Source organism: Arthrobacter sp. SLBN-53 (assembly GCF_006715585.1).
Lineage (GTDB): Bacteria > Actinomycetota > Actinomycetes > Mycobacteriales > Mycobacteriaceae > Mycobacterium > Mycobacterium neoaurum_A.
The window spans coordinates 4,305,778-4,328,558 of record NZ_VFNN01000001.1 but is presented as its reverse complement, the minus strand read 5'-3'; the positions used below and the strand labels follow the sequence as shown (position 1 = coordinate 4,328,558).

Sequence of the window (22,781 nt, the reverse complement as noted above, 5' to 3'; positions counted from 1 at the left end):
TGACTCGTGCGCAAATCTCACTTCCCATAGTGGGGTGACTCAGACCGCACAGCAGCCCGCAGCCATCGTCCACTGGCTGAACAACACACTCTTTCAAGGCACCTCGGGGCAGACCGCCCCCGTGACGAACCCCGCCTCGGGCGCGGTGACCGGCCAGGTCGCGTTGGCCTCGGTCGCCGACGCACAGACCGTCATCGCCGCCGCCGCCGCCGCATTCCCCGCCTGGCGCGACACCTCCCTGGCCAAACGCACCCAGGTGCTGTTCACCTTCCGCGAACTCCTCAACGCCCGCAAAGGCGAACTCGCCGAAATCATCACCAGCGAGCACGGCAAGGTCGTCTCCGACGCCCTCGGCGAAGTAGCCCGCGGTCAAGAAGTCGTCGAATTCGCCTGCGGCATCCCCCACCTGCTCAAAGGCGGCTACACCGAAAACGCCTCCACCAAGGTCGACGTCCACAACATCCTGCAACCCCTTGGCCCGGTCGCGATCATCTCCCCGTTCAACTTCCCCGCCATGGTCCCCATGTGGTTCTTCCCCCTGGCCATCGCCGCCGGCAACACCATCGTGCTCAAACCCTCCGAAAAAGACCCCTCCGCCTCGCTGTGGCTGGCCAACCTCTGGAAAGAAGCCGGCCTGCCCGACGGCGTGTTCAACGTCCTACAAGGCGACAAAACCGCCGTCGACGAAATCCTGACCAACCCCGCCATCAAGGCCGTGTCCTTCGTCGGGTCCACCCCCATCGCCCAATACGTCTACGCCACCGCCACCGCCACCGGCAAACGCGTCCAGGCCCTCGGCGGAGCCAAAAACCACGCCGTCATCCTCCCCGACGCCGACCTCGACCTGGCCGCCGACGCCATGGTCAACGCCGGCTTCGGCTCCGCCGGGGAACGCTGCATGGCCATCTCCGCAGCCGTCGCCGTCGGCCCCATCGCCGACGACCTCGTCGCCAAAATCGCCGAACGCACCACCGGCCTGAAAATCGGCGACGGCACCAAAAACACCGACATGGGCCCCCTGGTCACCAAAGCCCACCGCGACAAGGTCGCCTCCTACATCGACGCCGGCGAAGCCGACGGCGCCAAAGTCGTCGTCGACGGCCGCCAGGTACAAGCCGACGGTGGAGCAGACGGCTTCTGGCTGGGCCCCACCCTGCTCGACAACGTCACCCCCGACATGAGCGTCTACACCGACGAAATCTTCGGCCCCGTCCTCTCCGTCCTACGCGTGGACACCTACGACCAAGCCCTACAACTCATCAACACCAACCCCTACGGCAACGGCACCGCCATCTTCACCAACGACGGCGGCGCCGCCCGACGCTTCCAAAACGAAGTCGAAGTCGGCATGGTCGGCATCAACGTCCCCATCCCCGTCCCCATGGCCTACTACAGCTTCGGCGGCTGGAAAGCCTCCCTCTTCGGCGACTCCCACGCCCACGGCATGGAAGGCGTGCACTTCTACACCCGCACCAAAGCCATCACCACCCGCTGGCTGGACCCCTCCCACGGCGGCATCAACCTCGGCTTCCCCGAGAACGGATAAAACCATGTCTTACAACGTGACTCTCCCCCGGCACAGCAAGATCGGCGCAGGCGCAGCGGCCGACCTCGGGGCCCTGTGTGCGCAAGTCGGTATCACGCGTCCGGTCCTGGTGACCGACGGCTACCTCGCCGATACCGGTCAGGCCGATCGGCTGCTGGCCATCCTGCGCGACGCCGGCTGCGAGCCGGCACTGTTCGCCGAGACGGTGCCCGATCCGACATCGTCATCGCTGCTGCCCGGACTTGAGGCCGTGCGAAACCACCGCGCCGACGGTGTCATCGGGTTCGGCGGCGGGAGTCCCATGGACACTGCGAAGGCGCTGGCCGTCCTGGCGGTCGCCGAGGGCGACATCGCCTCCTTCAAGGCACCGAACTTGTACGCCGGTCCCGCGCTGCCCATCGTCGCGGTACCGACGACCGCGGGAAGCGGCTCGGAGGCAACACAGTTCACGGTCATCACCGATGATGACACCGACGAGAAGATGCTGTGTCCCGGATTGTCGTTCCTACCGATCGCGACCGTGATCGACTTCGAGCTGACCATATCGATGCCTGCTCGCCTGACCGCCGATACCGGTGTGGACGCACTCACCCACGCCATCGAGGCCTATGTGAGCCGTCGCGCGAATCCGTTCAGCGACGGAATGGCGCTCGTGGCCATGCGCACCATCAGCGCCAACCTGCGGCGCGCGTATGCCGACGGTGAGGATCGGGCCGCGCGGGAAGCGATGATGCTCGCCTCGACCCAGGCCGGGATGGCATTCTCCAACGCCAGCGTGGCACTGGTACACGGTATGAGTCGTCCCATCGGCGGGCATTTCCATGTCGCACATGGTTTGTCGAACGCGATGCTGCTGCCGGCCGTCACCCGATTCTCGGCGCAGGCGGCTACCGCCCGGTATGCCGAGTGTGCGCGTGCGATGCGCGTGGCCGACGATTCGGCCAGTGATGCCGTGGCAGCCGGTGCGCTGGTCGACGAACTCGACGCCCTGTGCGCCGATGTCGCGGTGCCGTCACCGGCGCAGTACGGCATCGATTCGACGGAGTGGGATTCCCGCCTGGAGGTGATGGCCGCGCAGGCGCTGGCCTCCGGTTCTCCGGGCAACAACCCGCGGGTTCCCGACGCCGACGAGGTGATCGAGCTGTACCAGGCGATCTACCAGTAGGCAGGCGGCGTTCCCGGGCCGCATCGTGGTGGCACCGCATAGTGTGGGCGGACCGACCACGAGGGAGCCACCATGGGCAGTCCGGCATCAGCGAGCAGTACGGTGCTCGACGTTGCTGCGATGCTGCAGAACAACGGCCAGTCCACCGGCATGACGCTGGCGGCGGTGGACAGGCTGAACAACGGTCTGGACATCTCCACGACGCTCATCCCGTCGTGGCAGTCGTTGATACTGACCGATTCCGGTGATGACACCGGTGCGGCTCAGGCCGTACCGGTGTCGCCGACGGCGGTGAACATCGCGCGGGTGGCCGCCGTCATGCGGGTGGTCGACACCGCCGAGGACGGCCCCGTGGGTCTGGACGAGGTACGCCGCGCGCTCCACGAGGCGGCATCCCTGCCGGTGTCGCACCCGGCGCTGTTCACACTGGCCTGTGCCGGCGGCGCGGGCGCGCTTGCCGTCATCTTCGGTGCCGACAACCCGACGGTGGTGTTGTTGGCCGCGCTGACCGGGGCGATCGGCGGAATGTTGCGGCGCGTCGCCGGGCACTGGGGTGCCGGACCGCTCGGCCAGGCGTTCCTCGCCGCAACGGTGTCGGGATTCGTCGGAGCCCTCGCGATGAACGCGCACCTCGGCGCCGGGTCAGCCCTCGTGGCATTGTGCGCCGTGCTGATCCTGGTTCCGGGCCCGCACATCCTCAACGGGGCGCTGGACCTGCTGTCCGCGCGCATCGGGCTGGGTATGTGCCGAATCGGCTGGGCCGCGGTGATTCTCGTCGGAATCGGCGTCGGACTCCTGCTCGGTGTGCAGCTGGGCGGGGCGCCGTTCCCCCACCTCGGCACCGGCATGAAGACACCGCTACCGGGCGACGTGATCGCCGCGGGGGTCGCGGCAGCCTGCTACGCGGTGTACTTCTCGATGCCCTACCGATTCATCCTGTGGCCGGTCGCTGCCGGCATGCTGGCACACGCCGGACACTGGGTGGCACTTTCGGTGTGGCACTGCGGGCCCGCGACGGCCGCCCTCATCGCCTGCCTGATCGTCGGCGCCGCACTGGCGCCGGTCTCACACGCGTTGCGAATACCCTTCGCCGGAATCGGTTTCGCATCGGTGGTATCGCTGGTTCCCGGCTCGTACGTGCTGGCGACGGTCGACGGTGTGGTCGGACTCGTCGGCGATCCCGCCCCGCAGTTGTTGGCCACCACTGCCTCCAGTGCGGCGACGGCTGTCGCGATCATTGCGGCGATGGCAGCGGGTCTGGCAATACCGATTCATGTTCGCGACGTCGTGGTGAACCGTCGGCGCCGGTGAGCCCGACGGGCGGCCGCGACACGCAGTAGTGCGCGAGAACCTGAGCCAGCGGTGCGATATCGCGCAGCTGTTCGATATCGGTGTTGCAGTAGATCTCCACCAGTTACCTGTTCTCCACCGCGTGCACGCCTACCCCGAGCACCGCGCGGTACCCGAGCACCTCCAACAGGGCCACCTCGCTGGGATCCGACGACTCGTCGTCACGGGAGGCGAAGAATGTCGACGCCTCCCTGAGCGCACGCTCGCTTTCCGGGTAGTCGGCGAGCTCGCCGCCGTCGACACCCAGATCGGTCAGGATCGCCAGGTCCGAGTCGGGTTCGCGCACGATATCCATCTTGCGTGCCGTCGCCACCGATGCACCGTCCGCGGAGACCACCGATAAGGCGTAGGCGCACGTGTTCACCGCGCGCTGCATCTGGATGGCGAGGACCTCCAAGGCCTCCAAATGCGACAGTTGCGGGTTCTCGCCGAGAATCCGCACCACGCTGTCGGTCAGGAACTGCGCGCCGCGGTGCACATCGTTGCTGCGGTCTCCCGACCCGACCGGAAGGTGCTCGGAGATCACCACCGAGCTGAAGTGGGCGGGGCCGTGGCGCTTTGCCTCCAGCAGTGCCGCGTCCGCGGCGGCAAGCAACTCATCACCGGTGCAGTCGCTTCGGTCGCTCGTGGCGGCAGCGCCCCAGGACACACTGACCAGTCCACCGACGGCCTCGCGGATGTCACGGGTGGCGCACTTGGCCAGTTCCTGGGCGTGGGCCATCGTCGCGTTGGGCACCAGTATGCAGAATTCGTCACCCCCCAACCGGGTAACGAGGGCACCCGCAAGGGTGCGCGCCAGCCCGGACAGCACCGCTGCGACGTCGCGGAGCAACTGGTCCCCGGCGGGATGGCCCGACTGATCGTTGACCTGTTTGAAACCGTCCAGGTCGCAGACCAGTGCCACCACGTCGACCTGACCCCATTCGATCCTGTCGCAGAACTCCGACAGCGCCCGCCGATTCGCCAGCCCCGTCAGCGGATCTTCATAGGCGTAGCCCCAGATGGTGCTGATCAGCTCCGACCGTCCGATCGCAATGGCCACAAAGGCGGCGACCGCCTGCAGGAGTTGGGCGTCGCCATGATCGAAACGGCGGCCATCGGCGCCGCTCACCCATACCTCACCCCACATCACGTCGCCCGCCATGATCGGGACGGCGAGCTCACATTCTTTACCGAGCGCTTCGAGAAGCACTCTGGACCGCGGCGGGCAGGCGGGGTCATCGATGTGGTGTGTGTAGGACCGCCCGTCGTGCAGGAGCTCGGCGACATCCGATTCGTTTGCCACGTAATAGAATTCGTCGGAGGGCCACCGACGCTCATGCGGTCCGAGGCTGCCCACGTTGATCAGCGTCTGCAGCGCGTTGCATTCACGTTCCCACCGACAGATGGACACCGATGCTGCTCCCAGCGCATGGACGGTCTGCTCGGCGATGACCTCGAGGACGTGCGCGAACGAATCCGGGCGTAATACCGCCTCTGCTATCCGCAGCAACGCCTTGAGCACCGGCACCTCGGCGGCGGCCCCGATGAGCTCGTCGATGACCGGCGGCCACTCACCGTTGGCGGCCTGCCACACCTTGGCACTGTCGATGCCGGAGGTCGCGTCCAGAACACCCTGTCGGTACATATCGGTCCCCTGCACACCCTCCGCCGCACCGAGAACGGCGCCGGTCTTGTTCGCAAACATAGCCGCTGTCACGCCCTTGTTCAGCGGTAATCGTGGCGGCCCCGGGCTGGGCCACCCCGTAGTGGCCTCACACGGTGTCGGTGCGTATCCGTCGCAGGTAGTCCCTGGCGAGTTCCGCCGCCGATTGCCGCATCATTTCCTCGGTGACATGACTTCGGGCCTCGAAGCGGCTGATGGCGAACAACGACGAACAGTCCGTGAGGTACCGGGCGAGCTCGGCTCGCAGTACCTGACGGGGTATGGATAGCCCGTGAAACTCGGTGAGCAACTCGGCAAGTCGATCGACATGGGCTTTCATCCACGGTGCGGGGTCCCTGGCGACCCCGATCGTCATTCCCGCGCGGCGCCTCAGCGAGGAACTGCGCATGCCTTGCCGCAGTCCCACGGCCGCCATGGTTGCCAGCGCGTCGGCATCATCGGACACCGGCCGTGCCCCCGGCCGAAGATGACGGCGTCGGCTGCAGGCACGTCCGCAATCCCCCACGACCTGAGCCGTCGCCATCCGATACCGAGTCGCTTTCACCCGTGCCCTCCGATCCCCCGCCCACACACGCCCGCGCCCTTACGATCCCATAACGGCCCGGGACCCACATCTCGGCCCGCGGTATCTGGGGTCGCCGCCGATGGTGCAGGCTATGAAGAATGTTGCCGGTGCTCGATCTGTCGGAGGCGCAGACCCACCCCGACGGTTTCCGTGTCGCGTTGCGGGAGGCCGCCCACACGTACGGCTTCTTCTACCTGACCGGTCACGGTGTCTCGGACGCGCAGATCGCCGGAGTCCTGACGGCGGCCCGCGAGTTCTTCGCGCTGCCGGTCGATGTCAAGAACCGGATCAGTCAGTTGCAGAGCCCGCAGTTTCGCGGCTACTCCCGCCTGGGCGGTGAGCTGACCAATGGCCAGGTGGACTGGCGCGAACAGATCGATATCGGGCCCGAGCGCGCCACCGTGCCCGGCGCCGAGGGCTACTGGCGGCTGCAGGGTCCCAACCTCTGGCCCGAGCAGCCGAGGGGTTTCCGGGCGGCCTTCCAGGACTGGGATCGCTCGCTGTCGGCGGTGGGCCTGCGGTTGCTCCGCCTTTGGGCCGAGTCGCTGGGAGCCGCCGCGGACCTGTTCGACGAGGCGTTCGCCGGACTTCCCGCGACCCTGATCAAGGTGGTGCGGTACCCGGGTGGCGCCGCCAGCGACCAAGGCGTTGGCGCACACAAGGATTCGGGTGTGCTCACGCTGCTTCTCGTCGAGCCGGACTCGACGGGTCTGCAGGTCGAACTCACCGCGGGTGAGTGGGTCGACGTGCCGCCGGTGCCCGGTGCGTTCATCGTCAACATCGGCGAACTCCTGGAAGTCGCCACCGGCGGCTACCTGCGGGCCACTCGGCACCGGGTGCTGTCACCGAAGCCGGGCACCGACCGGATATCCATCCCCTACTTCCTCAATCCCGCCCTCGATGCCACAGTTCCGCTGATGGAACTGCCCGACGAACTGGCCGCACTGGCTCGTGGTGTCGAAGCCGACCCCGACAATCCCATCTTCAACACCTACGGTGAGAACGCCTGGAAATCACGGACCCGCGCACATCCCGATGTCGCCGAACGCCATCACGGGATCCGGCCCACGCGCATCCCGAACTCCGGCTACTGACCGGTAAGGCCTGCAGACTTGCCGTCGTCATGAGCGCAACCCTGCCGGCGACCGAGCATCCTTCCTAGTCTTCCTGCAACGTCTTCCTGCAACGCGTTCCTGCAACACATCGCCCGCTGCGAATCGCGCTGCGCGGCAGCCGCTGCCAGCAACCACACCGACACACCCGTCCTCGCGACGGCCTGAGCGACCAAGGACATCCGAATGACCGATCTGGCCACACCCCCGGCCCTTCCCGACCTGCTGCAGACTCCCCACGACACCGTCGCCTCGCGCCCGGGCGATCCCGGGCTGATCGCCCTTCCGCTCATCATCGCCGGCGGCTTCGGGCTCGGCGTCACCAATACCGGCATCCTCGACGTGCCGGCAGCCGGCGTGCCGATCCTGTTGTCGGCGACGTCGATAGGACTTCTGATCGCCACCCTGTGGTCGGCGGCGCTGGGCCAGAACGTCAACGTGACCGTGTACGGCACGTTCTTCGGTTTCTACGGGAGCTACGCGGTGCTGTCGCTGGGCCTCACGCACGACTGGTTCGGCATCGCCGCGGCCGATGCCCGCGGCACCGTCGCCCTCTGGCTGACGAGCTGGCTGGTGACCATCGGCCTGCTGACGGTGCTACTGCTCCGCCTGCCCTGGACCTACCCGGTCCTGCTGCTGGTGGTCGACCTGGCCCTGGCTGCGTTGCTGATCGGAAACCTCACCGCCAGCACCGATGCGACGCATACCGGCGGGTGGCTGATCTTCGTGTTCGTCGGTTTCGTCGTGTACTTCTACGCCGCGGCGCTGTGGGCGGAAACCGGGGGCAGGCTTCTCCCGCTGGGACGTCCCCTGGTCGGCTGAGGTCATCGTCGGTGCGACGGTCATCGTCAGTGCGACGCCGCTCACATTCGTTAGCGTAGCTATCCGATTTTTGGTTGACTGGGCAACGATTCAATCCAGTGGCCGCGCAGACAGGGATGAGCCGTGATCGACAGCGTGAGACAAGCCGTGAACCGCCTCGCATCAGCGTCCTCTGCCACCGCGCTGCTGACCGCTGTTGCCGGCGGCGTGGCCATCGCGCCGGCCGCGGCCGAATCTTGCCCCGACGTCCAGCTGATCTTCGCCCGTGGCACCTTCGAGGCGCCCGGCGTCGGATCCATCGGGCAGAACTTCGCCGACGCCGTGCAGCAACGCGCGGAAGGCAAGTCGGTCAACACCTATGCAGTCAACTATCCGGCATCGCTAGACTTCGCGACCGCAGCCGATGGGGTCGCCGACGCCAGGAACAAGGTGCTCTCGACCGTATCTTCCTGCCCTGACAGCAAAGTGGTGGTAGGAGGCTACTCGCAAGGGGCCGCGGTCGCGGCGTACCTCACCATGGATGCCGTGCCCGAGGGTTATCAACTGCCCCCCACCATCACCGGCCCGCTCCCCCCCGAGGTGGCCGACCACGTCGCGGCGGTCGTGCTGTTCGGGAAACCGTCCAGCGGCTTCCTGCAGATGCTCCACACCGGCGCGCCCGCTATCACGGTCGGCTCCGAATACGCGGGCAAGACCCTCGACGAGTGCCTACCGGAAGACCCCGTGTGTTCACCGTCGGGTCGCGACCAGGGTGCCCACGGCGCGTACGCTGTGCGCGGCCTCACCGACCAGGCGGCGGATTACGTCGTCGCCAAGCTGGGGTCGTCGACCGCGAACTGACGGATCGTCACCCTTTTCGATACGAGACGCCCACAGGCCCAACAGATTCACCGTGGTATCAGGCGACCGCGCCGCGGGATGCCCGGTCCGGCGAGACAAGCCGCGGATTTCGCTACATAATCTTGTTGAACCTGCAATTATATTGCGGATTCGGCACCACCTGCGAATTCCCTTTGTCCACCGCTCCGCGCCCGTCGATGCATCGCCGCACCGCCGCGCGCGAGCACCGTGCGATTCTTATGTCGAAGGATTCTCATGAGTGTCGCGAGGCGCCTTGCCGCAGCGGGTTTCGCAGCCGCCGTCATCATCGGCGGGACCACCGCACCGGTGGCGCGGGCCGCCACGACACACCAATCCGGCAGCACGGCATTCTATTTGCGCTACACGTGCCTGTGCGACTCCGTCCCGCATGCCCAGGAGGCCCTGGATCTGGCGAGTGGATACCTCGACGATGTCGGTCCGATCAACGGCGTCGGGTACCCGGCGGGCCTGCTGTTCGCTTTGGACTCCGTGATCGGCGCCGGCGGGGTGAACTCCGCACTCGGGTCGGTCGCCGACGGTGTCAAGATCACCCTCATCGGCGTCAGTCAGGGCGCGATCGTGCTCAACTATGTCAAACAGTCACTCGCACTGCAGATCACCGCCAATCGCCCGCACACCGAACTGTCGTTCGTCACCTTCGGTGACCCGACGAACGGCACCGGCGGCATTGTCGCCAAAAACCCACTGCTGTGGCTGACGGTGCCCTTGGGGCCGCTGCCGACCCCCTACAACACCACAGAGATCGTCCGCGAATACGACGGGCTCGCCGACTGGCCCGACCGTCCGACCGCGCTGTCGGCGATGAATGCCCTGCTGGGCACCCTGGTCGTGCACCCCGACTACGGAGTCGCAGCGGACCCGCGCACGCCGGGCACGCTGAAAACCGTCACCACCAACATCCTCGGCGGCACCACCACCCACTATCTGGTGCCCACGGCGGAACTTCCCGTCACTGCGATCCTCCGCGCGGCCGGAATCGACACATCGCTCATCGACGCCTGGCTTCGGCCGCAGATCGATCGTTCGTACAACCGCACCACGACTTCTCCGCAGGTCACCACCACCACCGAGGAATCCACGGTCGCGACCGAGCGCGCCGCCCCGACCACCGACACTGTCACCACCACCACCACCACCACCACCACCACCACCACCACCACCACCACCACTGCCGAGGATGCGACGAAGGTGGTTTCGCCGCAACATGTCTCGGCCGCTGTGCCGGTCGATCATGCCGCCGGACACAAGCGAGAAGAGGAGGTCAGCTCCCACCGCGAGGCGGCTGCGTCACCGCAGGCCGAGGATGACGACGGGATCGACATCAAGACGCCGCACCGCTCGACCTCGACACGAGCTACGCCGACACCCGATGACGACGAGCGCGTGCAGACATCGGTGACCCCGTCCCGGTCGGCTGAGGTCGAGCGCCCGTCGGCGTCTCAGGTGGGCGGCGGGTCCCACGACACCGGGACTGAGAGTTCGACTGAAAGCCCCGCCGGCGCAGCGCCGCACACCGACAACGTGTAGTGGCCGCGGCGGGCGGCGTGATCTGCCACACTCCTGTGATGATCCAGGGCTTCTCACATATCGGTATCTGCGTCACCGACCTCCACCGTTCCATCCGCTTCTATACCGAAGTCTTCGGATTCGTGAAGCTCTATCAGCTGGACTTCGACAGCAACGAAGTCGCCGCCACCATGGAGCAGGAAGGCCGGTTCCGCTCCGCGATGCTCATCCGCGACGACATCAGGATCGAGTTGCTGCAGTGGGTTGATGTGCCCACCACCGGTTCCGGGCATCGCAAGCCGATGACCGAACTCGGCTTCACCCATCTGTCGTTCCGTGTGGAAGACGTCGATGGTCTGACCGAAGCGATCGCGGCCGCGGGCGGGACGTTCGTGGAGTCGACGCGCACGGTATTGGGGGATCCGGCGGATCCCACCTCGGGACGCTTCATCTATCTGACCGACCCGGACGGCACCCGTATCGAGTTGATGCAGAACGTGCCCGACCTGTCCGGCATGAGCGGGTGAACTACTCAGGGGCCCCGGTAACGGGGCAGCCCCCGGACACCTGGCCTGCACGGGGTCGTCTCCGCACCGCCGCCGTCAACACTCGACGACATTGACAGCCAACCCCCCGGTCGCAGTCTCCTTGTACCGGTCGGACATGTCATTACCGGTCTGGCGCATCGTCTCGATCACGACATCGAGCGACACATGGTGGCGCCCGGTGCCGTGCAGCGCCAATCGCGCTGCCGATACGGCCGTCACCGAGGCCACGGCATTGCGCTCGATACAAGGGATCTGGACGAGCCCACCGACCGGATCACACGTCAGGCCGAGATGGTGTTCGATGGCTATCTCAGCGGCATTCTCGACTTGAGCCGGTGAACCGCCCAGCACCGCGCACAGACCTGCGGCAGCCATCGCACACGCGGAACCGACCTCGCCCTGGCAGCCCAGTTCGGCCCCCGAGATCGATGCGTTCCGCTTGATGATGGTGCCGATGATCCCTGCGGTCAACAGATAGGTGCGGATGGTCTCGCGCGTCGCATGCAGAAATCGCTCGCAGTAGGACAGCACCGCGGGCACGATGCCGGCCGCTCCATTGGTCGGAGCGGTGACGATTCGGTTGCCGGAGGCGTTCTCTTCGTTCACCGCGATCGCGAAGGCATGCAGCCACTCGGTGCTACGGTCCCGTCCGGAGGTGTCCGCGGCGAGTGCCGTGGCGATCCCAGCGGCCCGCCGCGGCACCTGCAGAGGTCCGGGCAGCACACCCGTCGTCTGTGTCCCGGCATCCACACACGCCCGCATGGCCGCGGCGATAGCGTCCAGTCGGAGGTGGCTGTGGCGTAGGGCTTCATCCGAGGGCATGTCGGCGCAGTACATCTCATTACGCAGGGCAAGCTCGGCGATATCGACCCGCTCGGTCGTACAGGCAGCGAGCAGATCGTCCGCGGAGTTGAACGCCCGCCATACTCCCCGATGTGTACGTTGCGCGAGATCTCCTTCACGCATCACGAACCCGCCGCCCACCGAGTACGCCAGGTCACGATGGAGAACCTGCCCACCGGCATCCAGAAAGATCATCTCGACTGCATTCGTGTGCAGCGGCTTCCGCTCGCCGGCCCGGAACTCGACATCCGCGATGGACATGACCACCTGGTGCGCCCCAGCAAGATTGATCAACGGCTCGCCTTTCAACGCCTCCCAGCGCCCCCGGACAGCGGCCGGGTCGCAGGTTCGGGGATCGAGCCCCTCGAGCCCGGCAATCACGGCACCGGGAGTACCGTGCCCGATACCTGTCGCGGCGAGCGATCCGTAGAACGTGACCTTGACGGCAGCGGTTGCGGTGAGCTGCGTGCGCTCCGCGAGTGCGTGGACGGCCTGGCGCGCAGCAAGCATCGGGCCAACGGTGTGTGACGACGACGGCCCGATCCCAATGCTGAACATGTCGAAAACGGAGATGTCCGAAGCAGAGATATCTTTGCGTACGGTGACTCTCGCGGGTGAGCTCACTGTTGGTGACAGCGCGGTGATATCGGTCGGCATGAGATCGGTTCCCCTGTCCTGCACAGCGTCAGCCGTGCTCGTGGCCATCTGGCGCCCGAATGGGACTGCGCTCCTCGTGAAGTAGCGCGAGTCGTTCTATCGCCCAGGCTGTTTCGAAGGCGGCGACCTGATCGAGAATCGAGTCGTCGAACGTTGCCCGCGGCGAATGGTTCGCCGGCGGGTTGCCGCACTGTGTCCCACCGGCGCCGACCATGACGAACACCCCGGGCACCCGGTCGAGAATCCAGCAGAAGTCCTCGGAGATGCTGTACGGCTGTGACAGGCTGCGCACCCGCGCCTCGCCGAGCACCGAGGCGGCCACCGATCGCGCTATGGCTGTCTCGGCGGGATCCGATACGGTCGGGATGGTGTCCTGTCGGATCGTGACGTCAGCTACCACGCCGCTGGCAGCGGCCACGCCGTGGGCGACATCGTCGATGATTCGCAGGGCCTGCCCGGCAGCATCTTTGGAGAATGTCCGCAAGGTACCACCAACCTGTGCGCTGTCGGCGATGACATTGTGTTGCGTGCCCGCATTCAAGATACCGAACGTCAGAGTGACCGGTTCGAACATCGAGATGCCGCGGCTGAGCGCCAGTTGCACCGCGGACACGAACTGGGCGGCCGCCGGGACCGGGTCGGCGGCCAGATGGGGCGCCGATCCGTGTCCGCCTCTGCCGTGAAAATCGACGGTGATGATGTTGGATCCCGACAGCACCGGACCCGAACGGAACGCGAACGTGCCCAACGGAAGATCATAAGACAGCACATGCATGCCCAGGGCGGCGTCGACCGGTGTCCCGGTGATATCGAGTACGCCTTCCGCCAGCATGAGTTGTGCTCCGCCCCAGGCCTCTTCGCCTGGCTGGAACATGAACACGACGTCTCCGTGCAGTTCGTCACGGCGCGCAACCAGATTACGTATCGCGCCGACGAGCGCGGCCATGTGCAGATCGTGTCCGCACGCGTGCATGGTGTCACCGGGCGCGGCGAATGACAGACCGGTCGTCTCGGTCACCGGCAGCGCATCCATGTCCGAGCGGATCAGGACCGTCGGCCGGGGACCGTTCGATATCGATCCTGTACCGGACAGCACCGCGATCACCGAACTCAGACCGGCCCCCACGTGCACGGTGAGGCCGAGGCCGTCGAGCTCACGCAACAGAATCGCCTGGGTGGCAGGCAACTGCAGGCCCACTTCAGGGCCGGCGTGCAACTCGCGGCGCAGTTCCTGCAGGTTCGTCATTCGCGTGTCCCCTTGCTGGGTTCCGCCGCCGTCAGGGTCAGAATGCCACCGGCACTGGCTATCTCGACGGAGATGATGCCGCGTCCCGTGCCCACGCAGGTCACCGTCAGTGGCGGGTCGACACTCGTCTCAGGTGTCGCCAGCCAGTGGTCGAGCTCGGATCTGCTCTCGGCCAATGACAGTGAACGGACACCGGTGGGCAGCACCCGGTGGGTTACCGCCATCGCCTCCGGCTTCTGGCTGCCGGGATCGCGCGTGAGGATGAACGGCAGACCGGGTGAGGCGATCGCGCCAGGTATTCCGAGATGTTTGATGCCGACACCTCGACGGGTCAGGCGGCCCGGGTGCTCATCTGTGGCCAGTGCGCGGGCCCGCAGCGCAACGTCGTCGACCTCCACCGCCCAGCCTGCGAAAGCTTCATCGGTGTCGACGAGCGCGGACAGCACCAACTGACCGAAGGGGTTGTGCTGAGCGAGTTCGCCGTCGTGCGCGGCGACGAGTTCGAGGTAGCCGCGGCCGAGCGGGACGATGACGTTGTGGGTGCCCAGACCGTCATGCATTCCGCCCGCGACGGCGATGAGACCGGTGGTCTCGGCCAGCCGAGCGGCCGACCGTTCCAGGTCGGTGGTGGCGATGATGATGTGGTCGAACTGCACGACGAGTGGCCTCTCTGGTGTCCCGGCGGGCCCGGCTGCCATGGCAGGACCGGACCCACCGGGAAGATCTGGATGACGTTCAGTCGAGGATGGCGACGGCTCTGATGGGCGATCCGGTGCCACCGGTGATGAACAGCGGTAATCCATAGAACTGGAATCGTTTGTTGACGAGTTGTCCGAGATTCGCCAGATGCTCGGTGTTGACCAGTCCGTACTTCTTGCAGACCATGTGCCCGCTGAACTTGTCATCGGCACTGTTGTCGATGGCGCTGCAGTCGGTACCGATGTTCACAATGCCCTTGTTGGCCAGGTACTCCAGCCCGTCCCAGGAGAAGCCGGGGTTGTGGTTGATGTACTGCGGGGTCGGGAAATGCCGATCTCCGTAGTCGAACCAGGCCAGCACGATGTCGCCGGGCCTGATGCTCTCCCCGGCCGCCTCGAGCTTGGCCTCGGCCCGACGCACCACGTCTTCGGTCGCCCATCCCCGGCAATCCGGATCAGGGTCAGACCACTGGGCCTCTGACATGTCGAGGCACACGGCCGAGCCGTAGTACATCTCCAGGGCCAGCTTCTCGATCGGCAGTCCGGCCGGGTCGTACTCGATGGTGGCATCGGTATGCGTCCCGGCGTGCTCGCTGATGATGAGGTTTCGCGCGTAGAAACCGATCTCGGTCTGGTGCAATAGCTTGAAGCCCTCGTGGTCCTGGTTGGTGGGCGTGAAGGTCTTTTGGTGCCCGAACCACATCGGCATGCCCTCATAGAGCGGGCGGGTCAGATCGATGAGCTTCTGCGGCCGGTCGAGCAGTCCGGATCCCAGCAGCGGGGTGCTGGCCGGAGCCGTGCGGACGGCCGCCTCGTGCAGCGCTTTTCGCTGCCCTTCGGCCACCAGTTCCGCGCGTGTCGTCACCGTCATCGTTGTTCCTTTCACGCCTGTCGGGCGAGCGCCCGGAATGTGCGGTCGAAGTAGAGAAGCGGATCATGCGCTGGCCCCGATCGGGACCAGCGCACTTCACCGACGACGAGATCGTGTTCGACGATCTGTGCCCGCGAAACCACGACACAGTCGAGGTTGTACAGCGCATCCCCGATCTGAGGAGTGTTCACCTCGGGATCGTCGGAGTGGATCAGGATCGACGGATCGAGGAACTTCGGTGTGCCGGGTTTGGCGGACGTCGCCGCCAACTCCGCCTGCGCCGCCGAAAGAATGTTGATCCCGAACCTCTCCCCCGAAGAGATCGCTGCAGCTGCAGCAGAATTCGACTTCAGCGAGCAGACAAGCCGCGGCGGTGAAGCCGACAGTGACGAGCAGGAACTGATCGTCACTCCCCACGGCAGCCCGTCGACCTCCACCGTGAGGATGACGACACCGGTGGCCAGCACGCGCATGGCATCGACGAACTTGGGCGTCTGCTCGGTACTGACGGCCGCCGGGTGCGGCACCGGGTCGGCCGGTGCGACCACCGAGCTCCGCTCGACGAGGCGCTCTGCTGCACTCGATTGTGTCGCGGTCATGATGCCTCCCTAGGAGATTCCGACGTAGTCGCGAACGAGGCGGGCTGCCGCGCCACGGTCCGTCTTGCTGTACACCAGGCTCTTGACAAACGCCGGCGGGGTGGCGTTGACGTTTTCGAACAGCGCGACCCTGCCTGCATGCGCACCCGAGAGCAGGTCGAAAACGAAGTTGAAGAACGTGTTCTTCTCACGCGCGGTCACGCCGGTGCCCGGGAAGTAGGCGTCCATCTTGGGGCCGAATTCCGGATGGTCCCATACCTTCTCGGGCCATCGGGCGATGAGTGCCTGCCCGCAGAGGTCCTGGATCTGATAGGTGATCCGCGGGTAGTTCTCGATCGAGTACAGCCGACCGGCAGTGACCAGCTCCGGATTGGGCACCTGCACGCCGTTCCACTCCACCGACTCGTGGATCGTCGCCAGCGCGTAGGCCTTGAGCGTCTGGGCATAAAGCGTCACATCCGCCACCGCGGACTGCACACCGGGAATCTTCTCGGTGCCCAGGATCTCGGTGATCACCTGTGCCACACCGGCGAAGATCTCGGCACGGTAGGCCAGCCGGGTCATCACCGACCACAGCGAGAAGGCACAGCTCTCGTAGTACAGCGTCAGCAGGTCCAGGTTGCGGGCGCTGAAGATGAACTCCTTGGGGATGAACACATCGTCGAACATGATGATCTGGTCCATCTCCTCGCCGGCGTGGTCGAGAGGATGGTCGGCACGCGGCGAGTGCATCTTGGCTGTCGGCTCGCGCAGCAGCAGGGTCAGGCCTGGGCTGTTGATCGGGATCGCAGCCCAGATCGCGGCATCGGGACCGAGCCCCGGCCCCAGGGTGGTGGACAGGGTGAAGAAGTGGCCCAGTGCGCCCATGCTACCGGCGACCTTCGCGCCGTTGAGCACGACCCCCTCTGCGGTCTCCTTGACGATCCGCAGCTGGGACGGGCGCTCGTTACGCGGAATATTCTTGTCCGACTGAGGATCCGCGATCAGATCTGTGCTCAGCAGGTTGTGGTCGGCCGACAGCGTGACGAAATCACGGATATTCTGTGCGAACTGGGGGTTCTCGGCCTCGATGCGGTCGATCGTCGAGAGGAAGCCCAGCGCCATCATGGCGCCATAGTCGACAGGGCGGCCGTACACGCCCATCGTGCGCTTGGTGATGAACTCGGTGCTGGCCTTCTTGGCCAGCAGGTGCTCGCGGGTGGTGGGCACCTGCCACCCGATACCACGGCGTGCGCCGTCATCACCGGTGTAAGTCAGGATGTTCTGCGATTCGGGTGAGAACTGAGCGTCCAGCACCGAAGCCGTCGTCTCGACCGCGCGCAGGTCCGGGTGGGTGGTGACGTCTTCGATCTCGCGGCCGTTCGAGTCGACGATCCGACGTCCGTCGCGCAACGACTGCTTGTAGAGGGCACCGGTCAACAGGTGCGGCTCTGGGCTGTCCTTGAGCGCCTCGACAACCTTGTCGATGCGAAGGCGTTCTGGATCGAGGATTTCAGGCATTGGTGTTACTCCCGTCGGTGATGACTGCGATTACCTCGGCTTCGATGAGGAAGCCGTCGTACATGAGGCCGGACACCCGCACGGCGGTGCCGCACGGTCCCGGGTCGGGCAGGTACTGCATGCGGACGTTCGTCATCTTGGCCCAGTTCTCCTGGACCTCGTCACCGTCGCCGTCGAAGCAGTAATAGGTGTTGAGCTTGACGACGTGGCTCCAGTCCGCGCCTGCGGCGGCAAGGGTTTTGGTGATGTTCTCGAAGACATTCCGGGTCTGGACCTCGATGTCACCCTTGCCGACGACGTTGCCCTTTGCGTCGGCGGACAACTGGCCGCCGACGAAGACCAGATTGCCGATCTTCCAACCCTGCGAGAACGGGGTGGGCATGTGCCAGTCCCAGGTGTCCTTGGGCATCAGGCGCTCCCGGGCGGCGTTTCTCGGGATGTCGATGCCGGCGATGGCGTCGATCATGGTGTTCCTTTCGTTGGTGACAAGCGGCTGCCAGGACGTGTTGGTGTTAGGCGGGAAGTGCTGTTTCCGTCGACCCGGAGGGTGCCTGGCCGACCGCGACCGTCTCCTGCCGGCGAACCAGCTGCAGATAGACGACATAGGTGAGCGCGGAACCCACGACCCAGGCGATGTCGACACCGCCGAGCCAGTTCGCGGCGAACCCGGTGTACAGCGCGCCGGACATGAACGGCAGCTGGACGAGGAATCCGACGACGTAGGCGATCACCGCCGCCCTGTTGTAGTGGCCGTAGATTCCGCCGGTCGGCAGGAAGAACGATTCGACGTGGTACTCGCCCTTACGGATGAGGTAATAGTCGACGAGATTGATGATGCTCCAAGGGATCAAGAAGTACAGCAGAACCTGGATGAAGTTGCTGTAGCTCACCAGGAAGTCGTCGGCGAAGACGGCGGCGATGAAAACGCTGAGCACGCTGACCGTGGTGGCGATGGCGATCCGGGCGGCGGCGCCGGGCAACCAGGAGTTCTTGAACGTCTGAATCGTGGTGGCGACGCACAGCGCAGGGCCATAGAGGTTGATGGTGCAGGCGTCGATGGAGCCCAAGAAGAAGACGGCCATGACGAAGATGCCAACTCCGCTGGGCAACAGGGCATTCAAGCCCATCAGGGTCCCATCTGAGATTCGCCCGAGCAGCGCCCCCACCACCATCATCGGGATGGCCCCACCCGCGGTGCCCAGATAGGTGGCCCAGAACGCGCCCGCAGACGATACCCTGCTCGGCAGGTAGCGCGAATAGTCCGATACATAAGGCGCATAAGCCAATTGCCAGATGGCGGCCACCGACATCATGCCCATGAAACCGTGCACGGAGAACGCCTGTTCGGCCGCAGCGCCGGTGGGTGCGCCATCGCTACCGATGACATAGATCAGGGTGAGGACCGCGGCCAGCGCGAACAGCGGCATCAGGAGCTTGTTGACCGTGTGAATCATCTCGTAGCCGAAGATCACCAGGGCGAGGGTGACCACGCCGCTGACGACAAGAGCCGGCACCGAGCCCAATCCGGGGAAGATGACCTGCAGCGAGGAGGCCGCCAGCACCAGGATCGAGGCCAGGAAGCCCACGTACATGAGGACCACCACCGCCAAGACCAGCAGCGACCCACGCAGACCGAACTGCCCGCGACTTTGCACCATCTGCGGAACCCCCAGTCGGGGGCCCTGGACCGAGTGCAGGGAGACAAAGATCGCCCCGACCAGGTTGCCGATGACGATCGCCAGGATCGCGTAGGCCGGCGGCAATCCGTAGACCGTGGTCCCCAGAACGCCGGTGACCAGTGTCAGCGGCATGATCTGCACGCCGAACCAGATGGGGAACAGCCCACGGGCCCGTCCGCGGCGGGCGGACTGCGGAACGGGGGCAATGGTGACTTGTTCGAGGTGAGGCGCGCTGTCGGTGGATTCCATGTATCGGGGTGCCTTTCCGGTGGGGACCGGGCGAGGGTCCAGAAAGTAGAACAATGACGGATCGGCGGTTCTCATCCGCCGGTAGCTCGCTGGGGCGCGCGGTCTAAATCGTTGCGCCGCAACGTATTTTCAGTCGTGCTGTGGCTCCGTACCGCCGCCTCGCGAGCGGGCGATCCAGGTGCCGAGACCCGTGCTGACCGAACGGTCGACCGGGGTGTGAAGTTGTGCCGCAAGACTATTTTTGTGCGGCGAACCGGTAAAGCCTTCAAGGTGCTCGTGTAAGTCCGGTAACATGAACGTAACAGAGAGTTGCATCACTTTAATCTTGCTTCCGCCCGGAGGCTGTGAAATTACGCCGGTCACACGGACCCGTAACCCGCGTGAAACGTGCACTATCGCCAGTTGGCATCGGCCCGCTCGACCGAGGGTCGACTTAAATGGTCGGAGGGGTGTTCACCCAGACGATCTGTGCGATCGTCGCGCCAGGATTGGTGTAGGAGTGTTCGCGCATGCTGTCGAACGTCATCGCGTCGCCGGCATGCAGGTCGAAGCGGAATGTGCCGTCGAGGACGAGTTCGATCGATCCCTTGATGATGTAGAGGAACTCTTCACCGTCGTGCTGCAAGGTGCCGTCGGTGCCTGCCCCAGGTTGCACCGTCACCATCAGCGACTCCAGGACGGACTCCCCCGCGTACAGCTTCTCCCAGGCCAGCCCGGGTGTGCGCATGGGCAGCAGCACACGTTCGTCCTTGCGCACCACCGGGGAGGCGTCTGCGTCACGGACCTCCAACAACATCGACAGCGTCATCCCGAAAGCACGCCCGAGCTTGTGCAACGACCCCACCGACGGCATGGACTGACCACGTTCCAGGCTGCTGATGGTCGACGCCGCCACGCCGGACTGTTCAGCCAGCTCCCGCAGTGACCAGCCCGCGGCGGTGCGCAGGCCGCGTATCCGCTGACCGATCGCATTGGCATGTGAGACGTTGTCGGGGAAGTGGGCATTCAGGTTGGCCTTGATGGCTGCGGCCGACCAGCCTTCTTCGTCGACGAGACGCTTCACCTCACGCAGTCGGTCGATGTCGGCCTTCGAATAGACCCGGTGTCCCGATGACGTGCGCCGAACGTTGAGAAGCCCTTCGTTCCCCCACAGCCGGATGCGGCTCGGCGAGGTTCCGATCAGCTTGGCGACCTCTCCGACCTGACGCGGTCGTTCGACAGCCATACCCACCGCCTCCGCTGTATCCGTTCGGGCTCGTGTCGGCAGGGTAACCGAACGCCCACGCACCCTGCTCCATTGCTTCTCGCGTGCCCAACGTCACTCGACCGAAACCCGTTGCCCAGGTCGGCTATCAGGTGCTTCTCAGAGTCGCCACGGATAATTCCGGATCGTCATGACACAACGTGCGCCCGCTGGGCCGGTCACCGATGTGCAGCCGCAGGCGGGAGGTCCGCGCCACCGCATGCCGCGGCGCGGTCCGTCGCGCCGCGGACGGGTCGCACTTCGCACGGTCGCCGCTCTCATCGCTGTCGTCACGATCGTGATCACGGGCGTCGGATGGTCGACGTATCGCAACATCGCAGGCGGGATCACCACCTCAGAGGCGCTCGCGGGGGCGGCGACCTCGACCGGAGGCGACCAGAACATCCTCATCATGGGTCTCGACAGCCGGCTGGATCAGCACGGCAATCCGCTGCCGAAGGACCTGTACGACGCCCTGCACGCGGGTGATGAGACGGTCGGCGGTTACAACGCCAACGTGCTCATCCTCCTGCATGTGCCGGGCGGCAACGGTCCCGTGACCGCGGTGTCGATCCCGCGCGACGACTACGTGCGCCTGCACGGCTGCCCCAGTGGCGAGTGCCAGGGAAAGATCAAGCAGGCCTACGGTCTGGCCTACCAGGAGACGATGAACTCGCTCGCCGACAGCGGGTCGACGTCCACCGATCCCGCGGCCAACGAGCAGATCGCGCGCGAGGCCGGCCGCAAGGCGCAGATCAACACGATCAGCGACCTACTGCGCGTTCCCGTCGACCATTTCATCGAGGTGACCCTCGGCGCCTTCTTCCAGATCGCGCAGGTTGTCCAGCCGATCACGGTGTGCCTGAACGACGACACCGCCGACGACTTCTCGGGTGCCGATTTTCACCGCGGGACACAGCAGATCGATGCCGCCCAGGCGATGGCCTTCGTCCGCCAGCGCCGCGACCTCAACAATGATCTCTTCACCGACCTGGACCGCACGCGCCGCCAGCAGGCGTTCATCGTCTCGCTCGTGAAGGCGGTACGGGACGGTGGCGCCCTGTCGAACCCCGCCGCGCTGCGACACCTCGCGGACGTGGCCAAGCAGAACGTGGCCGTCGACGCGGGATTCGACATGATGAAGTTCGTCGATCAGGCATCGGCGCTGAGCGACAAGCCGATGTCGCTGTACACGCTGCCGATCGGAGAATTCGGTAAGGACCCACTCGGGCAGGACGTGAACATCGTCGACGTCGCGACGATCCGATCGATCGTGCAGAACCTGTTCCAGACCGGCTCGCCGAATCCTCCTGTCCCCGCAGGCCCTTCGACGTCAATCGACGAGCCGGCCGCGGTCAATGTCGTCAATGCGACCGGGCACACGGGGCTGGCGACCAGTGTCGCCAAGGAGCTGAGCGCCCACGGCTTCACCCGCGGTGACATCGGCACCGCCGAAGCGCTATCGGACACCACCATCGTCGAGTACGGCCCCGGCGCCGAGCACGCGGCCGCCGCGATCGCGAACGACCTGCCCATCGCCGTGACATCCGAATCCTCCTCCGCGGTGCCGCTCAACACCGTCGTCGTCACCCTCGGCTCCGACTACCCCGCGAATGGTTACGAGACCGGAATGTCGCCGGGCGCGGGAGAAACGGCGGCGCCCGCGGAGATCACGACGGTGGACGCGACCGCGACCGGAACACACGCACCCGCGCCGACCGATCTGACCGAGATGTCCGGCGCCCGCATTCCCTGCGTGCGCTGACCGCTCGGCGCACCATAGCCGGCCCGGCTCCCCCCGCGACCGCGTGCGCACCGGGCGGTCCAATGGCCCAAACGGAAAAGCCGCGGACCTGAGATAGGTCCGCGGCTATTCCGATGTCTTGCGACACCGCACTAGTAGCGGGGACAGGATTCGAACCTGCGACCTCTGGGTTATGAGCCCAGCGAGCTACCGAGCTGCTCCACCCCGCGTCGGTGAACACAACATTACCCAAGGGCGTTCAGCACACCAAATCGGCTGCTCAGCCATGG

General features: G+C 65.7%; 20 protein-coding genes and 1 tRNA gene. 9 read left to right on the top strand and 12 right to left on the bottom strand.

Annotated elements, in window-relative coordinates:
- Positions 1 to 34 precede the first annotated feature (34 nt).
- From FBY28_RS20775 to FBY28_RS20765, 3 genes are all read left to right on the top strand, one after another.
- Positions 35 to 1,546, top strand: coding sequence for a CoA-acylating methylmalonate-semialdehyde dehydrogenase (locus FBY28_RS20775; protein ID WP_524912029.1), 1,512 nt, complete (start codon positions 35 to 37; stop codon positions 1,544 to 1,546).
- Between the two features lie 4 nt (positions 1,547 to 1,550).
- The gene (locus FBY28_RS20770; RefSeq protein ID WP_141869167.1) at positions 1,551 to 2,711 is read left to right on the top strand and encodes an iron-containing alcohol dehydrogenase; all 1,161 of its coding nucleotides are present in this window, start codon (positions 1,551 to 1,553) and stop codon (positions 2,709 to 2,711) included.
- A gap of 72 nt (positions 2,712 to 2,783) precedes the next feature.
- Entirely contained in the window at positions 2,784 to 4,022 is a 1,239-nt protein-coding gene (locus FBY28_RS20765) for a threonine/serine exporter family protein (RefSeq protein WP_141869166.1), read from the top strand.
- 103 nt (positions 4,023 to 4,125) lie between these two features.
- Here FBY28_RS20765 and FBY28_RS20760 read toward each other — a convergent pair whose 3' ends face one another.
- Both FBY28_RS20760 and FBY28_RS20755 read right to left on the bottom strand, forming a co-directional pair.
- Positions 4,126 to 5,748, bottom strand: a complete 1,623-nt coding sequence (locus tag FBY28_RS20760) for a sensor domain-containing diguanylate cyclase (protein ID WP_216847866.1) — start codon at positions 5,746 to 5,748, stop codon at positions 4,126 to 4,128.
- Positions 5,749 to 5,815: 67 nt separating this feature from the next.
- Positions 5,816 to 6,172 (bottom strand): hypothetical protein, encoded by a 357-nt coding sequence (locus FBY28_RS20755; protein WP_141869165.1) that lies wholly within the window; start codon positions 6,170 to 6,172, stop codon positions 5,816 to 5,818.
- Positions 6,173 to 6,390: 218 nt separating this feature from the next.
- On the opposite strand from FBY28_RS20755, the gene FBY28_RS20750 reads away from it, so the two are divergent.
- The 5 genes from FBY28_RS20750 to FBY28_RS20730 all read left to right on the top strand — a co-directional run bounded on the left by FBY28_RS20750 (position 6,391) and on the right by FBY28_RS20730 (position 11,141).
- On the top strand, positions 6,391 to 7,386 hold the full coding sequence (locus tag FBY28_RS20750) for an isopenicillin N synthase family dioxygenase (protein ID WP_141869164.1): 996 nt from the start codon (positions 6,391 to 6,393) through the stop codon (positions 7,384 to 7,386).
- 204 nt (positions 7,387 to 7,590) lie between these two features.
- On the top strand, positions 7,591 to 8,226 hold the full coding sequence (locus tag FBY28_RS20745; RefSeq protein ID WP_141869163.1) for a GPR1/FUN34/YaaH family transporter: 636 nt from the start codon (positions 7,591 to 7,593) through the stop codon (positions 8,224 to 8,226).
- A gap of 123 nt (positions 8,227 to 8,349) precedes the next feature.
- Complete coding sequence (locus tag FBY28_RS20740) at positions 8,350 to 9,066, top strand: cutinase family protein (protein ID WP_216847865.1); 717 nt, start codon at positions 8,350 to 8,352, stop codon at positions 9,064 to 9,066.
- A 255-nt stretch (positions 9,067 to 9,321) separates the two neighbouring features.
- Entirely contained in the window at positions 9,322 to 10,635 is a 1,314-nt protein-coding gene (locus FBY28_RS20735) for a PE-PPE domain-containing protein (protein ID WP_141869162.1), read from the top strand.
- Positions 10,635 to 11,141: a VOC family protein gene (locus FBY28_RS20730; RefSeq protein WP_141869161.1), complete on the top strand. Its 507-nt coding sequence runs from the start codon at positions 10,635 to 10,637 to the stop codon at positions 11,139 to 11,141. The genes FBY28_RS20735 and FBY28_RS20730 overlap by 1 nt, the downstream gene beginning before the upstream one ends.
- A 75-nt stretch (positions 11,142 to 11,216) precedes the next feature.
- On the opposite strand, the gene FBY28_RS20725 is transcribed toward FBY28_RS20730, so the two are convergent.
- The 9 genes from FBY28_RS20725 to FBY28_RS20685 form a co-directional block, all read right to left on the bottom strand.
- Positions 11,217 to 12,578, bottom strand: a complete 1,362-nt coding sequence (locus FBY28_RS20725; RefSeq protein WP_524912047.1) for an L-serine ammonia-lyase — start codon at positions 12,576 to 12,578, stop codon at positions 11,217 to 11,219.
- Positions 12,579 to 12,690: 112 nt separating this feature from the next.
- The gene (locus FBY28_RS20720; RefSeq protein WP_141869159.1) at positions 12,691 to 13,908 is read right to left on the bottom strand and encodes a M20 metallopeptidase family protein; all 1,218 of its coding nucleotides are present in this window, start codon (positions 13,906 to 13,908) and stop codon (positions 12,691 to 12,693) included.
- A complete protein-coding gene (locus tag FBY28_RS20715; protein ID WP_216847864.1) occupies positions 13,905 to 14,606 on the bottom strand; it encodes a VOC family protein in 702 nt (233 codons plus the stop codon). Before FBY28_RS20715 ends, FBY28_RS20720 begins: the two co-directional genes overlap by 4 nt.
- Positions 14,607 to 14,643: 37 nt before the next feature.
- Positions 14,644 to 15,477: a cyclase family protein gene (locus FBY28_RS20710; RefSeq protein ID WP_141869158.1), complete on the bottom strand. Its 834-nt coding sequence runs from the start codon at positions 15,475 to 15,477 to the stop codon at positions 14,644 to 14,646.
- A gap of 11 nt (positions 15,478 to 15,488) precedes the next feature.
- A complete protein-coding gene (locus FBY28_RS20705; protein WP_141869157.1) occupies positions 15,489 to 16,076 on the bottom strand; it encodes a flavin reductase family protein in 588 nt (195 codons plus the stop codon).
- 9 nt (positions 16,077 to 16,085) lie between these two features.
- Positions 16,086 to 17,576 (bottom strand): 4-hydroxyphenylacetate 3-hydroxylase N-terminal domain-containing protein, encoded by a 1,491-nt coding sequence (locus FBY28_RS20700; protein ID WP_141869156.1) that lies wholly within the window; start codon positions 17,574 to 17,576, stop codon positions 16,086 to 16,088.
- A complete protein-coding gene (locus FBY28_RS20695; protein WP_160145515.1) occupies positions 17,569 to 18,042 on the bottom strand; it encodes a RidA family protein in 474 nt (157 codons plus the stop codon). The genes FBY28_RS20700 and FBY28_RS20695 overlap by 8 nt, the downstream gene beginning before the upstream one ends.
- 46 nt (positions 18,043 to 18,088) lie before the next feature.
- On the bottom strand, positions 18,089 to 19,579 hold the full coding sequence (locus FBY28_RS20690) for a purine-cytosine permease family protein (RefSeq protein ID WP_141869154.1): 1,491 nt from the start codon (positions 19,577 to 19,579) through the stop codon (positions 18,089 to 18,091).
- Between the two features lie 358 nt (positions 19,580 to 19,937).
- Entirely contained in the window at positions 19,938 to 20,729 is a 792-nt protein-coding gene (locus FBY28_RS20685) for a MerR family transcriptional regulator (protein WP_141869153.1), read from the bottom strand.
- A gap of 169 nt (positions 20,730 to 20,898) precedes the next feature.
- Between FBY28_RS20685 and FBY28_RS20680 the strand changes: the two genes are divergently transcribed.
- Positions 20,899 to 22,512 (top strand): LCP family protein, encoded by a 1,614-nt coding sequence (locus FBY28_RS20680; protein WP_216847863.1) that lies wholly within the window; start codon positions 20,899 to 20,901, stop codon positions 22,510 to 22,512.
- A gap of 135 nt (positions 22,513 to 22,647) precedes the next feature.
- Here the strand turns inward: FBY28_RS20680 and FBY28_RS20675 are convergent.
- Positions 22,648 to 22,721: transfer RNA gene (locus tag FBY28_RS20675), tRNA-Met, on the bottom strand.
- Positions 22,722 to 22,781 lie beyond the last annotated feature (60 nt).

Bases quoted from the DNA above. Each gene is read 5' to 3' on its own strand.
- FBY28_RS20715 (WP_216847864.1), bottom strand. From the start codon at position 14,606: ATGGCAGCCGGGCCCGCCGGGACACCAGAGAGGCCACTCGTCGTGCAG.
- FBY28_RS20750 (WP_141869164.1), top strand. From the start codon at position 6,391: ATGTTGCCGGTGCTCGATCTGTCGGAGGCGCAGACCCACCCCGACGGT.
- FBY28_RS20745 (WP_141869163.1), top strand. From the start codon at position 7,591: ATGACCGATCTGGCCACACCCCCGGCCCTTCCCGACCTGCTGCAGACT.
- FBY28_RS20720 (WP_141869159.1), bottom strand. From the start codon at position 13,908: ATGACGAACCTGCAGGAACTGCGCCGCGAGTTGCACGCCGGCCCTGAA.
- FBY28_RS20705 (WP_141869157.1), bottom strand. From the start codon at position 16,076: ATGACCGCGACACAATCGAGTGCAGCAGAGCGCCTCGTCGAGCGGAGC.
- FBY28_RS20760 (WP_216847866.1), bottom strand. From the start codon at position 5,748: ATGTTTGCGAACAAGACCGGCGCCGTTCTCGGTGCGGCGGAGGGTGTG.
- FBY28_RS20770 (WP_141869167.1), top strand. From the start codon at position 1,551: ATGTCTTACAACGTGACTCTCCCCCGGCACAGCAAGATCGGCGCAGGC.
- FBY28_RS20700 (WP_141869156.1), bottom strand. From the start codon at position 17,576: ATGCCTGAAATCCTCGATCCAGAACGCCTTCGCATCGACAAGGTTGTC.
- FBY28_RS20680 (WP_216847863.1), top strand. From the start codon at position 20,899: ATGACACAACGTGCGCCCGCTGGGCCGGTCACCGATGTGCAGCCGCAG.
- FBY28_RS20685 (WP_141869153.1), bottom strand. From the start codon at position 20,729: ATGGCTGTCGAACGACCGCGTCAGGTCGGAGAGGTCGCCAAGCTGATC.
- FBY28_RS20690 (WP_141869154.1), bottom strand. From the start codon at position 19,579: ATGAGAACCGCCGATCCGTCATTGTTCTACTTTCTGGACCCTCGCCCG.
- FBY28_RS20765 (WP_141869166.1), top strand. From the start codon at position 2,784: ATGGGCAGTCCGGCATCAGCGAGCAGTACGGTGCTCGACGTTGCTGCG.
- FBY28_RS20735 (WP_141869162.1), top strand. From the start codon at position 9,322: ATGAGTGTCGCGAGGCGCCTTGCCGCAGCGGGTTTCGCAGCCGCCGTC.
- FBY28_RS20710 (WP_141869158.1), bottom strand. From the start codon at position 15,477: ATGACGGTGACGACACGCGCGGAACTGGTGGCCGAAGGGCAGCGAAAA.
- FBY28_RS20695 (WP_160145515.1), bottom strand. From the start codon at position 18,042: ATGATCGACGCCATCGCCGGCATCGACATCCCGAGAAACGCCGCCCGG.